Source organism: Chryseobacterium sp. CBo1, assembly GCF_001693475.1.
In the GTDB taxonomy this organism is placed as follows: Bacteria; Bacteroidota; Bacteroidia; order Flavobacteriales; family Weeksellaceae; genus Chryseobacterium; species Chryseobacterium formosense.
Genome location: NZ_MAUH01000001.1, coordinates 264,766 through 278,872 on the forward strand (window position 1 = coordinate 264,766; position 14,107 = coordinate 278,872).

Genomic DNA, 14,107 nt, shown 5'->3' on the forward strand with positions numbered 1-14,107 from the left:
CTCCTAAGCCAGTTAAATGGTGCAACTAACCTAAACCTTTGCCTCAATCTCACATTACTTCAACGTTTTATCCAAAAAATCTACTGTCAGATTCAAAGTTTCTGTGAACCAAGGTTCAGCAGACCAGAATGAATGAGGTGTATCTTTGATCTCGTGAAATTCTGTGAACGTTCCATAGCTTTTCAGTTTTCTCATCATGTCATCTCTTCCTGCATGAAAACGTGGTTGCGAAGAATTGATGAATAGGGCAGGAGGTGTTTTTTTGTCAACAAATTCTAAGGGAGAAGCTTCAGTCCAGTTTTTTAGATTAACATTTCTGTCGCCACCCAACCAAAAAGAAGCATACGTACTTTCCTCAGCTTCGGGATGGATGAACGAAACAATTCCGTCAACATTCACGATCGCTTTTATTTTTCCTTTTGATTTCACACCTACCAAAGTTGCAATCTGTGCACCTGCTGATTCGCCCAAGATTCCAATTTTCTTGGTATCAACAGCATATTTTTTTCTGTTTTTCTTTAAAAACTCAATAGCATTATCCACATCATCAATCGCTGCAGGATATTTTGCGACTTCACTTAAACGGTAGCCGACAGCAATCGCCACATAACCTTTTGAAGCCAATTCCTGAGCCATGTATTTTTCATTTTCCTTGCTTCCTGAAATCCAGCCACCACCGTGAACCATTGCGACTGCGGGATGTTTTTTGGATTTGTCAAGAGGGTAGTAGATGTCGGCTTTCAGGGAAAGTCCGTTGATGTTGGCATATTCTACATCTTTATCGATCCCGATGTTGGGCGGAACCGGTCTGTTTAAAGGCGTGATGAACGGATGTTTCTTTTTAAGTTTTTCGTATGTTGCTTCGTTTGTGTAAGGAGTAGCATTCGGCTTTGTCTGACCGAATGCTTTTGCTCCTACAAAAAAAACAAAAAGAAAATATAGTTTGTAAAAACTCATTTTTAAAATAATATTTGGTGTTTGATTAACCTCAAATTTTTAGTTTAACCACAAAAGTCACAAAAGTTTTTGGACACATTAGTAACTTTTAAGTTTATATGTTTGAGAATATTTAGAACACATAGTTGAAAAATTAAAATTTTTCCTGTGTGCTGAATTCTCTTCAAAATTTCAAATCTAATATTTTTAATCTTGAGAGGATTGCATCCTATCCTTTAGAAAATCGTCCCTTTGGGACTTTGATTCGCAAACTTCAGATTTCTTCTGAGATCCAATCCCAAATCACGAAACCCGTATCTCAAACTTCAAATCTCAAATTACTTCACTGCATTTTTCGCAATCTCTTTCGAAATGCTCAATTGCTCGCCTTTTACATCTTTCGGAAGTTTTACGGCTGTGGTTTTCGCTCCCAAAACTTTGATGGTTGGTTTTTGATCTGATTCTAGTTTCAAGGTAGAAAGATCTATATTTTTACTGTTCAAGATGGTTGTTCCTGTTCCTTCAGTGTATTTTAATTTTACATTCTTCAACTGAATTCCGTCTGCGTCTACAATGGTTAAGCCTTTTTTGGTGTCAAACTGAGAATCTTCAATCACAATATTCTTCAGATTCATTTCTGCCAAACCGAAAAGCGTAATGGCTTCATCAGAATTGGTTGCGGTAATATTTTTAAAATAAATATTTCTGAAAACCGGCGTTTCTTCTGTTACAGGATACACTTTTTCCGGAGCTTTATTCCCCTCTGCTTTTTGTCCGTCTTCCAAAACCGGAGAAGCTCCTTCGTAGAACATATTGAAACCAATCGTCTGCGTAGGAATGTTAATCATATCAATATTTTTGATGTAAATATTTTCAACAACACCACCTCTTCCACGAGTCGTTTTGAAACGAAGTCCGATATCAGTTCCGATAAAAGTACAGTCTGAAACGTGCATATTTCTCGCTCCACCCGACATTTCGCTTCCGATTACGAAACCTCCGTGACCGTGATAAACAACGTTATTTTTAATGATAACATTTTCAGTAGGCATTCCTCTTTTTCTTCCGTCTTCATTTTTTCCTGATTTAATGCAAATGGCATCGTCTCCAACGTCAAAAGTATTGTCATAAATCAGAACATTTTTACAAGATTCCAAATCTACACCGTCACCGTTTTGAGAATACCAAGGATTTCTAACCGTAAGATTTCTTAAAATTAAATTAGAAGTCATCAAAGGATGAAGATTCCAGGCCGGAGAATTCTGGAAAGTAGGGCCATCCAATAAAACCTGGTCGCAACCCACGATGCTTACCATTACCGGACGAAGGAAATCTTTCACAGATTCCAGTTCTGATTTGCTGATTTTGTCAGGAACATTGAAACTTGAGCTGCTTTCAAATCCTTTTTTATAGCTTTCTGAAGGATACCAAGTTTTTCCGTCTTTAGAAACAATTCCTCCTGAAGCGACGAATTTTTTCCATTCAGTTTCAGATAATTTTCCTTTTTTTACGGCTCTCCAAGCATCACCGCTTCCGTCGATTACCCCTTTTCCTGTGATGGCGATGTTTTTAGCATTTCTAGCAGAAATCGGAGACTGACAACGAATTGTATTTAATCCTTCAAAACTTACGTCTACCAAAGGATAATCACTTTTGTCTTTGCTGAAAACAATCATCGAACCTTCTTCTACGTGAAGATTGATGTTGCTTTTTAATTCAATTGGTCCAGTCAGCCACATTCCTCTCGGAACAACCAATTTACCACCACCTTTTTTTACTAAGGCATCGATTGCTTTTTTGAAGGCTTCTGTGTTTTTGGTTTTTCCGTCTGCAACTCCGCCGAAATCTTTGATGGAAACTGTATTGGCTGCGAAAGAAGTTTCTACGACTTTCGGCATAGTAAATTCAATTCCTTTGTAAATATCTGTATTTTGAGCGTAGAACTCTCCAGAAAACAACATTGCCGCAACAAGACCTACGATTTTAAATGACTTCTTCATAATGATATCCTTAATTTTTTTGTTTTTAACCTCCCACAGATTTCACCGATTTTTTTTAAAATTAAGTGCAATCATCTCCGAAAATCTGTGCTGTCTGTGGGAATATTTTAATTTTTTGTTACTCTAAAATATTCAAAATCTGCGTAGCCACCGCGATTGGCTTTCTGTGTACTTACAGAATATAAACCGACTTTAGCACCAATCCATTTTCCGGGTTTTGCCTGAAACGGTTCGCCAACGTTGATGAAGTTTTTTCCGTTTTCGCTGTAACTGAATGTGCAGATTCCGTTGGGTTCATTTACGTTTACTTTAAGATAAGCTTCATTTGATTTTAATTTAGTTTCAAATAAAATCTTTTCTTCACCACCTTTTTCAGCCTTTTCGGCTTTTCTCAACTGAACATAATATCCATCGGTTTTATTCGTGATGACAAGCGATGCGTGATCCATTCCCATGACCAAAAGTCCGGCAGTTTTTCCTTCTTTGGCATCTTCGGGAGTTAATTTAACTTTCGTGGAAGCGACAAAGTTCGGAGCGGGAAATTTTTGAGTCAGAAGATTCGGAACATTCCAAAGATTTTTATCGTTTTCACCCATTTTCATGGAGAATAATCTCAGGAATTTCTGTCCGGGAAGCTTCGATGACCAAACAATGTTCTCATTAGCGCTCCATTGCCATTGTAACCCTAATTTTTCGCCATCAAACTCATCCGTTTCTGCTGGAGTTATCATAGGATAGGTTTTCCCAACGTTTGGTTTTTTATATGTTAAAACCGGCTCACCGATTCCGTTTTTATCGTTATCGATCCCCATTAAAGGCCAGTCTTTTTCCCATTTCATCGGCTGCAAATGCACGATTCTTCCTCCTGCATCCACATCCTGAAAATGATAGAACCAACCTTCTCCTGAAGGCGTATCTACCCAAGCTCCCTGATGCGGACCGTTTATTTTTGTTTTACCTTGTTCAAGAACTATTTTCTCTTCGTAAGGACCGTAAATATTTTTTGACCTTAAAACCAATTGCCATCCAGTTGCAACACCACCTGCAGGAGCAAAAACGTAGTAATAGCCGTTTCTTTTGTACATTTTTGGACCTTCAACCGTTGGATGAGCATCATGACCATCAAAAATATGAACGCCTTTATCCAAAACTTTTGTACCTTCAGGATTCATTTTATTGATGGAGAGCAAACTTTTTACTCCGGCACGGCTTCCTGCCCAACCGTGAACTAAATAGGCCTGTCCGTCTTCGTCCCAAAAAGGACAAGAATCAATCAAACCTTTTCCTTCCATCACCAAAACCGGTTCGTCCCATTTTCCAAGCGGATCTTTAGTTTTTACCATATAAATTCCGTAATCGGGATCTCCCCAATAAATGTAGAATTCTCCTTTGTGGAAACGGATACTTGGTGCCCAGACTGCATCTCCACGTCTTGGAACTGAAAAATGTTCTTTAGGTAAAACATCCTGAATGGCGTAGTTTACCAATTTCCAGTTGACCATATCTTTTGAGTGAAGAATCGGTAATCCCGGAGCTTCGTTGAAACTTGAAGCGGTCATGTAATAATCTTCTCCAACACGGATTGCATCTGGATCTGAATAATCTGCGTATAAAATCGGGTTCTTATAATTTTTTCCCTGATCGGCAGACCAAACTTCGGAAACGTATGGTTTTTCCTGTGCATTCAGATAAGTTGAAGCAATAGAAAATGCGGTGATGGAGAGTATATTTAAAATTTTGTTTGTCGTCATAAAATCAGATTCATTTCGTTTTAACGCTAAGAGCGCAAAGATTTTTTAATGGCTTACTGAATATTTTCCGTTCGCAAAGGCGTTTCACTCAGCAAAGGCTAAATGTTTAATTTTGAACCATTAAGATTTAATTAAGAAGTTTAGGAAATTTAAGTTGAGCTTCGCTTTAAGCTGCATGCTTAATAAAATCTATGATTTTAATCTTAAAAATCTTACCCCTTTAATTCTCTTAATGTTTCAAATTTATTTTTCAAATTCTAAACTTGCCAAGATAAACGGTCCTGTTCCTTTTCCGTCATTTGAACGGATCTGCTCGTTTACGTAATATTCGTAAGAGCCGTCTCTGTAAGGTTTTCCTCCCAAACCGGCAACAGCACAACATTTATTTAGATTCACAACACCATTTTCATCAACCGTAATCAGGTTTTTGATGATTCCGTCGTAGCCTTTTTTAGCTGCTGTTTTGTATGATTTTGGAAGATAACCTTTATTAACAGACTTAATCATCGTGTATACAAACATCGCTGAAGCTGTCGCTTCTTCATAGTTTCCGTTTGCCAAAGGTTTATCTAAAACCTGGTACCAAAGTCCTGATTTTTTATCCTGATATTTAATAACAGCGTCTGAATACGACTTGATGTAAGAAATAATTCTCGCTCTTCCCGGATGATTTTCAGGTAAATAATCAAGAACGTCTACCATCGCCATTCCGTACCAACCCATTGCTCTTCCCCAAAAATTCGGTGAAAGTCCTGTTTCTTTATTTGCCCAAGCCTGTTCTTTGCTTTCGTCCCAAGCGTGATACAATAGACCTGTTTTTTTATCTAAAAGATTTTTCTGAACCGAATCAAACTGGAAAACGATGTCATCATACGCTTTTGTTGCATCTGCACCTTTTACAAAATCTTTTGTGTAATGTGTGTAGAAAGGCATTCCCATATACAATCCGTCTAACCAAACCTGATAAGGGTAGATTTTTTTGTGCCAGAAAGATCCTTCATTGGTTCTTGGCTGTCCGTCGATTTGTAAACGTAAAGTCTGAAGTGCTTTCAGGTATTTGTCTTTTTTCTCTTTTTCATAAAGATAAAGAAGAACATTTCCGCTGTTCAGCATATCGATATTGTACTTATCTAAATCATAGGTAAGAATTGTCCCATCTTCTTTGATTAAAGTTTCACCAAAACCGCTGATGTAATCGTAATATTCTTTTTTACCGGTTTTCATGTAAAGCTGTTCTGCGCCGTCTAAAACGATTGCAGAAGGATACGTCCATTTCGGGCTTTTGCTGAAATCCAGCATCCATGCTTCAGGGAATCTCTGCATTTCGGAAAGCATCATTCTTTCAGACCATTTTAAGTTGGTTGGAACTACTTTTCCTGCCTGCGAAGTTTGTTTTGCCAGCTTTGTTGCTGCTACAGTTTTAGTCTGGGCACAAGCCAGAAATATTCCTGATCCTAAAGCAGCAAATGCCAATACTTTAATTTTATGGTTAATGAAATTCATTTTATATATTTTAAAGTTATTTTTCTGTTTTAATTTAATTTTAGTAAAAATACTATTATTGTTTTTTGATAATGTCCTGCACAATACTGTGAGTGTAAACCTCGATATTATCGTAGTTTTTGTCTAAATCTCTTCCGTTGGCGTTTGCTTTTTTAGGATCAAGATGATGCTTGGTTTCCCATTCATCGGGCATTCCGTCATTATCTGAATCTGGAAGTGCTTTTCCGGGTTTTAAATCCGGAAATCCACCGACATCTTTTTGAGAATCGATGATTCCATTTTTGCTTCCCAGCGAACCTTCATAAGTGAATATTCCGTTTTTTACATCTTTTAAAACTCTCAAATCGACTGCATCTCTCACGAAACTCGAGCCACCGATCTGCAGTATTTTTTCATAAGCATCTTTCGGAGAATCTGTTTTTACATTGTTCTGAATATCGTGTGGCTGATTGATTTTAATTGAATTTTTATCTGCATCCGTAAGATTATAGGCTTTATTCATCTGGTTGAAAACTCCTTTTTCCCAATTGTCTGCGGTTACTTCAGGATTGCCTTCAGAAATATTTCCGCTGATATAATATTTTCCCCAAATGTTGTATACTTCAGCTTCAGGTTTTGTATTTTTATCGATAGCAACGATTCTTTTCTTGGTTAAAGTTGCAGGCCCAGGTTTGTAGTAGTTGTTAACAATGTTGACGTTCATTCCTTCTCCACCATAAACATTGTTGTGTCCCCAATTGTAAATGACATTATTTCTGAAATCCGTTAAATCGGTTAAGGCAAATTTACTTCCTGCATACTCTCCCAATCTTGGATTACGGCTATCGTGATTTGCATAAATATTATGATGAAAAGATGCGAATTTTCCCCCTGCGATTCCACCATATCCGTGAGCGCCTTTCTGGTGGGCAGAATTTCTTAAGCTTTCTGTAATCACACACCATTGAAGCGTCGTGTTTTCATTGACGTAAATAGAAACCGTCTCATCGGTAGACCAGCTCATCGAACAATGATCTACCATTAAACCTTTCATAAATCTTGCCCCTAAAGCATCACCTTCAAATTTTTTCTGATCTCCCATTCTGAATCTCATAAAACGGATAATCACATTGTCTGCTGCAACGAAAGTTTCATAGTTTGCAACCGTGATTCCGTCTCCGGGAGCGGTTTGTCCGGCAATCGTAACGTTGCCTTCTTTTATTCTTAAAGGAGATTCCAGATAAATCGTTCCGGCTGTTTTAAAAACAATATATCTTGCGCCTTTTTGTTCTACAGCATATCTTAAAGTACCTTCAGAGCCATCATCTGTTAATTTGGTTACGAATAAAACTTTTCCGCCTCTTCCTCCGGTTGTAAATCTGCCAAAACCTTCTGCTCCGGGAAAGCTGATTGTTTTTCCTAAAATCACGGTTTCTTTTTTACCTGAAACAGCAGACTGAGCCGTACAGTTTTGTAAGGTGAAAATTGCAAATATTGAAGCTATAATAAAAGCTGTTTTCATAATTCTTTGATTTGGCTTATTTTAAAGCTTTTTTGAAATTCCAGTTATCTTTTCCGGAAAGAATATTTTTTGAAGTATATTTTTTACTTTGCTCCTTTGTCAGCTGATGTGACCATGAAGCTCTTTTTGAAACATCAGCTCCGGCTCCTTTAGAACTGTATTCTGCGTAGAAAGTAGTCTTCTCAGCATCGGGTTTTGCCCAGTTGTGCCATCCTTCTTTTTTTATTGTGGAATCGATTGCACAGTTGACGTAAACCGTTTTTGCAAATGGTCTCCAAGGCCGTCCCAAATATACAGAATTTGGTTCAGCATCTCCTGTTACATTACAGTTAATAAATACATAACCGAATTCGTTTCCTTCAATTGTAGAAGCTGCAGTAACGTAAGAAGCATTTTTTTTAGAATAAATGATGCAGTTTTCAAAAACAGCAGTTCCGGCTCCGAAAATATAGTCGGTAGTTCCTTCAATGTAGCAGTCTTTAAAATAATTTCTTGAAATTTTAGTTTTATCTAAAGCATCTTGTGCACCTTTTGTATAAAGTGTATCCTGAAATCCTAAGAATCTGCAGTTTTCAAAAGCAATTCTGTCACCTGTTGTTAAAACGGCAACGGCTTGTCCGACCGGACCTGCATCGTTTTGAAACGTAATATTCTTTGCCGAAAAATCATTAGAAAAGATAAAAAAACTCGATGAACCTGTAGTTCCTATGTTTTTACCTTCTGCATTTTGTTTTGAAGCATGATCTCCGTAAACAAGAATGGTGTTTTCAGGATTTTCTCCAATTAGTATGATCGGGTTTTTTGTATCTGAAACAGTGATTTTTTCTCTGTATGTTCCCGGTTTTACAATAATTTTTGTTCTTACCGATGTTCCTTCTTCAACCGCCTCAATTGCCTGTTGAACCGTCGCGAAATTGCCTTTTCCGTCTTTCGAAACGATGATGGTTTTTTCATCTTTCATCTTGAAAGAAAGAAGACTGATAATGACTGCGGAGAAAATAGATAAGAATGTGATTTTATTTTTTAAACCTGGAATCTGCATATCTCTGAATTTTTCTTTGAAGAAAAGTACAGACCTTCTCCCTGGAAGGAGTAAGTCTGTACTGAAAATTAATTAATATGAATGTATATTTTTACTAATAACCATAATCTTGTGTAAGAGCAGGATTATTCTGTATAAATTCGAAATAAATTGGCAGAAGTTCTCTCTTATTTGCCTGGAAATATTGTGCATAACCGGCAGAAGGATCATTTACATACGTTGGCAAAACTCCTGATCTCCAAGCAATTTTCTTATATCCTGCAGGTATTGTGGTAGATTGGCTTGGTACATAGAATACATCAGCTTTTGCTACTCCGGTATTTGTAAATACGTCAATAGTGGTAATATTTTGCTGAGCAGTTTTTGTAGGATCGAATGCGGAAGTTTTATAGTAAATATCCAAAGGAACATTTGCATAAGCACCAACTCCGTTGATAAAATCAGTCAATTTCTGTTTTGTTTCGGCAATTTTAGTTGCTAACAAGTTCCATCTGATTAAGTCGTATTTTCTGATTCCCTCAGAACCTAATTCCAGCATTCTTTCTTTAACGATATAATTAAAGAAGCCAACTTTATCTGTAGGAATTGTTCCTACCTGTCCCAGATTTCCTGCATACGCTCTGTTTCTTACCGCTTTTACTGCATTAATTGCATCAGCAGAAGGAGCACCGTGGATTTCATTATCAGCTTCAGCGAACATCAGCATGACATCAGAAAGTCTTAGTAAAGGCCAGTCAACCGCCAATGTCTGAGAAGGACCTGTAATGTTTGTCCATGATTTTCTGTATTTAGAATCTGTGAATGAGTTTGCAGCTACCAATTCAGCCTGATTTGAAGCATTCACAGTGAAGATTCCTACATTCATGTCTCTTCTTAAGTCATATTTTGTAAACTCGTAGAAGTAAGTTGGTAATGCATTGATTCCGCCGCCACCTTTCCAGCTTGAGTTATCATGATGTTTAAGACCGTTGTAATATCCGATTTTAGAGTCTGTTCTTGTACCTCCTCCGAAAGCTCCGACAGCAAAAATAACTTCGTTGGTAGCGTCCTGAGAATTGGTGTGAAGTGCTCTGAATACGCTTTCATAACTAGGATTCAATGCATGTTCTCCTGTATGATTCATAATATCTTTGCACTCGTCATAAGCGATCTGATAATATTTTTGAGGATTAGAACCCTGCATCATCTGTTGTGGGCTTCTTCTTAAAGACCATCCTGCTCTTGCCAAAGAAATTCTTGCTCTTAGTCCTTTTACAAAGCCTTTAGAAATTCTGTTGCTTGTTGTTCCGCCTTCAGATCTCCATGGTACTAGCGTTGAAGCCTTCGCCAAATCTTCTATAAGCTGATCATAAATAACATCACGATCTGTTTTTGGCTGGTTTTGTTCAGCTACATCAGATGCAGGAACAAGATAAAAAGGAACGTCGCCCCAGTTTCTGATCAGTTCATAATAATACTGAGCTCTAAGAGTCAATGCTTCACCCAAATATCTGTCCATTAATTTTTTATCATCTACAGAACCTGTCTGGTAAACAGGTGATAATGGGATGTTCTTAATCACTAAATTGGCACGTTCTATTCCTGTATATAATTTTCCGAAAGGATTATTAAGTTCTGTATTTGTAGTACATGCTCCGAAAGTGGCAACTCCTCTTCTGTCATTACAATTGTAGCTTCCGGATGTTCTGAAATCGTCACCTGACTGAGGAATAATTAATGATAATCTTTGCCCGTAACCATCATCACCTCCAAGCTGGGAATAAACTCCCACTAAAGCTGAAAATGTATCTGCAGTACTGTCAAATTGCTGCGCTTCAGAAATACTTGAAAGATTTTCAGGATTAAGGAAATCACTGCAGGAATTCGTAAAGAAAAGTGTTCCCGCAAGACAAGATAAAATAAATATTGATTTGCTTTTTTTCATTTTTAAATTTTTTAGAAAGTGATATCTACACCTGTTACAAAGAAACGGCTTCTCGGGTATGCTGCGTAATCTACACCCGGAGTCAGAGGATTTCTTCTTGTACTTGCTTCAGGGTCATAGCCTGAGTACCCGGTAATTACGAATAAATTGTTTACCGTTGCATATAATCTGAAATTTTTCACACCAATCATTTCTAAAGATCCTTTTGGTAAGGTGTATCCTAAAGTTACGTTGTTTAATCTTAAGAATGATCCGTCTTCAATTCCGTAAGAGTGAAGAATGTATTGTCCTGTTGGCGGAGTCCACATCGTTGTGTTAGCATTTAAAGCGGCTAATTGAGTCGGGTCTGTAACTTTCACACCGTCGTTATCAAACCATCTCCATCGGTCTGCAACAGCAGCATCCATATTGTTATCTCTATAAAGATATTGAGTGGTATTTTCGATTTTGTTGGCGTTGTACACTTTATTTCCTACTGAGAAATTAAAGAATAAACTCATATCGAAATTTTTATATCTAAATGTCTGGTTGAAACCTCCGTAGAATTTTGGAAGTGCGCTTCCTAATTCCTGTCTGTCTGCGTCGGTAATCTGTCCGTCTCCATTCAAATCTCTTAATTTAAGATCTCCCGGTTGTACAGCTTTTGCTCCCAAAGCAATTGCGCTGCTGCTCGGAACTCCTGCTTTTAATGTATAAACCTTGGTTGATGCGTTGTAATCGAAGTCAGAAATTTCATATCTTCCTTCAGTTACATATCCGTAATAAGTTCCTACTGAGCTTCCTACTTTAGCAATAAAGTCGAAACCTCCGATTCCTCCTGACTGAACTAAGTAATAATCCTGGCCTGCAGCTGTACCACTACCTAAACTTAAAATGGTATTTTTATTGGTAGAAATGTTGGCATCTATTTTCCAGCCAAAATTTTCCTTATCTATAACAGATCCTCCCACGGTAAATTCAAGACCTTTATTTCTGGTTTTTCCTGAGTTTTGGAACTGGTTTGCATATCCCGGAAATGGCACTTTTGCCAATACCAATAGATCTTTGGTATCTGTAATATATCCGTCTACGCTACCATAAAGTCTTCCTTTGAAAAATTCAAAATCAATACCTGCGTTTTTAGAAACTGTAGCTTCCCATTTCACATTAGGATTGGTTTGCGTAGTAGAAACTGCAGCCCCTGGCGTAACGGAAGTTCCGAATACATACCCGTTGTTTGCGTTGATATTGTAGAAGTTTGCCCAAAGATAAGAGGTAATTCTATTATTCCCCGATAGACCATAGCCTACACGAAGTTTTAATTCATTTAACCAGTCAACATCTTTCAGGAATTTTTCTTCTTTAACTTTCCATGCCAATGACGCAGCAGGGAAGTATCCCCATTGATTTCCTTTCATGAAAACATTCGATCCATCAGCTCTTACTGATGCGGTAAAGATGTATTTATTGGCGAAAATGTAATTGACACGGCCAAAGAATGATGCTAAACGGTCTGGAGCAATTACAGCAGTTCTTGCTGCATCCTGAATCAATCCCGGAGGTGGCGTTGCCGCTGCAATATTGGCAAATGCCTCATTAGGAAGGATCGATTTTGGAAACCATTTTACATAATTGGTACTCGATTCTCCATCGGTTTGTATAATTTCCTGACCTAATAGAACATCCAGTTTATGCTGACCAAATTTCTTGGTATAATTTAATGTATTGGTATTGGTAATTCTTCTTGTCTGAGATCGGTCAAGCTGTACAATCGGCATATCGGCATTTGCTCTTGCCTGTGCAGTAACGGTACCCCAAAACTGATTCGTAGAAATATCTCTTTGTACATAACCTACAACACTTCTGAACGTCAAATCTTTCGTAATGTTATAGTTAAGATAAGCATTCAATAATAAGTCATTGATTCTGTGATCTCTTACCTCGTTATCATTTAAAAGAAGGGGATTTACCAAGTTGGTGTTGGTGGCGTAGCTTGGATCAAAATCATCAACAGGAACCGTAGAACCTCCTTCAAAAGGTTGGTATCTTACAGAGTTTCTCAATCTGTTATTACTCTGAGAGCCGCTGCTGGAAGTTCCCACACCGTTCGTTAAAGATCTTCCGTATCTTGCGTTGATTCCGAATTTAAGTTTTTTACTGATGTCATAGTCATACTTAAAGTTGGCCATGCTTCTTTTGAAGCCAGAACCAAGCATAATACCATCTTCATCCACATGATTTAAAGTAAAAGAGAATGCAGACTTTTCAGACCCTCCGTTTACGCTAAGATTATGAGTGAAGTTAAATGCTTCATTGCCAAATAATTCATCCTGCCAATCTCTCCTCTGAACCGATTTGTATTTTTCTAATTCCTTATAGGTACTACCATATCTGGTATTAAAAGCAATATCATCAGCATCACCTATAACGCCATTCTTTTTGTATAATTCATATTGATACAGTACAAACTCGTAAGGATCTAATACATCAAGTGTATTCATGATTTTTCTTACTCCGGTAAAACCATTGTAATTAATGGTGGTAATTGCTTTTTTACGACCACTTTTAGTAGTAATTAGAACAACCCCGTTTGCACCTCGCGAACCATAGATAGAAGTAGAAGATGCATCTTTTAACACTTCGATAGATTCAATTTCTTTTGGGGAAAGAATAGTCATGGCGTTATCCATTTGGATGCCGTCAACGATATATAATGGAGCGTTACTTCCGGTAATGGATGTTCCGCCACGGATGGTAATATCTACATCTCCGCCGGGTTTTCCTTCACTAGCCTGAACCTGAACTCCGGCAAGTCTTCCTTGGATCGCTTCAGCGGCCGAGTTTACCGGCATATCTTTTAAGGCTTCTCCTTTTACAGATGAAACGGCATTGGTAACATCTTTTTTCGATACTTTATTGTACCCTACCAAAACCACCTCGTCGATTTTGGTTTCTTTCTCTTTTTCCTGAGCCATAGCGAGTACAGGAATAAGGAAAGCAGTTAAATATAACCACTTTATTGATTGTACTTTTTTATCCATTTACGTATCCTTATATAGTTTAATTTTGGGTTGAGAAATGTGTTGTTTCTCTTTAGTTTTTGTGGATTTTTAAGTAATTCTGTTTTTCAGCAAATATTTTAAACTTTCTACGCTGTTTAGAGTGCAATCGATTGCGTAATTTTTTACAATAAAATATCTTGGCTTCTAAACTAATATTATTTTTGATTACGCAAAGAAAAAAATGTTATTTTTTTATTAATTTGATTGTTTAATTTGTTAAGAATAGCAAAATATTACATGGTTATTTTAAATTAGATTATTGATTATCAGTATTTTACTTTTATTGTTTAATGCTTTAAATAGAAGCTAAAAAAGATTATAAATTATGATGTTTAAGTTTCGAAAATCTATGTTTTTTGTTTAATTTTCATTTTTTTTATTCGAAAAAATTCCCAAAAACTATAACCAA

Annotated in this window: 8 protein-coding genes; all 8 read right to left on the bottom strand. The window is 37.2% G+C overall.

Annotated features, from left to right (window positions below; translation table 11 throughout):
* Nucleotides 1-54: 54 nt before the first annotated feature.
* Nucleotides 55-957 (bottom strand): alpha/beta hydrolase, encoded by a 903-nt coding sequence (locus BA768_RS01390; protein WP_083206558.1) that lies wholly within the window; start codon nt 955-957, stop codon nt 55-57.
* 317 nt (nt 958-1,274) lie between these two features.
* Nucleotides 1,275-2,936, bottom strand: a complete 1,662-nt coding sequence (locus tag BA768_RS01395) for a glycoside hydrolase family 28 protein (RefSeq protein WP_065719416.1) — start codon at nt 2,934-2,936, stop codon at nt 1,275-1,277.
* Between the two features lie 107 nt (nt 2,937-3,043).
* A complete protein-coding gene (locus tag BA768_RS01400) occupies nt 3,044-4,687 on the bottom strand; it encodes a glycoside hydrolase 43 family protein (protein ID WP_065719417.1) in 1,644 nt (547 codons plus the stop codon).
* Between the two features lie 243 nt (nt 4,688-4,930).
* Entirely contained in the window at nt 4,931-6,190 is a 1,260-nt protein-coding gene (locus BA768_RS01405; protein ID WP_065719418.1) for a glycoside hydrolase family 105 protein, read from the bottom strand.
* A gap of 55 nt (nt 6,191-6,245) precedes the next feature.
* Entirely contained in the window at nt 6,246-7,691 is a 1,446-nt protein-coding gene (locus tag BA768_RS01410) for a pectate lyase (protein ID WP_228388254.1), read from the bottom strand.
* A 16-nt stretch (nt 7,692-7,707) separates the two neighbouring features.
* Nucleotides 7,708-8,733 (bottom strand): pectinesterase family protein, encoded by a 1,026-nt coding sequence (locus tag BA768_RS01415; RefSeq protein ID WP_065719419.1) that lies wholly within the window; start codon nt 8,731-8,733, stop codon nt 7,708-7,710.
* Nucleotides 8,734-8,827: 94 nt separating this feature from the next.
* Nucleotides 8,828-10,657, bottom strand: coding sequence for a RagB/SusD family nutrient uptake outer membrane protein (locus tag BA768_RS01420; protein ID WP_065719420.1), 1,830 nt, complete (start codon nt 10,655-10,657; stop codon nt 8,828-8,830).
* Between the two features lie 11 nt (nt 10,658-10,668).
* Nucleotides 10,669-13,677, bottom strand: a complete 3,009-nt coding sequence (locus BA768_RS01425) for a SusC/RagA family TonB-linked outer membrane protein (protein ID WP_034673862.1) — start codon at nt 13,675-13,677, stop codon at nt 10,669-10,671.
* Nucleotides 13,678-14,107: the final 430 nt, after the last annotated feature.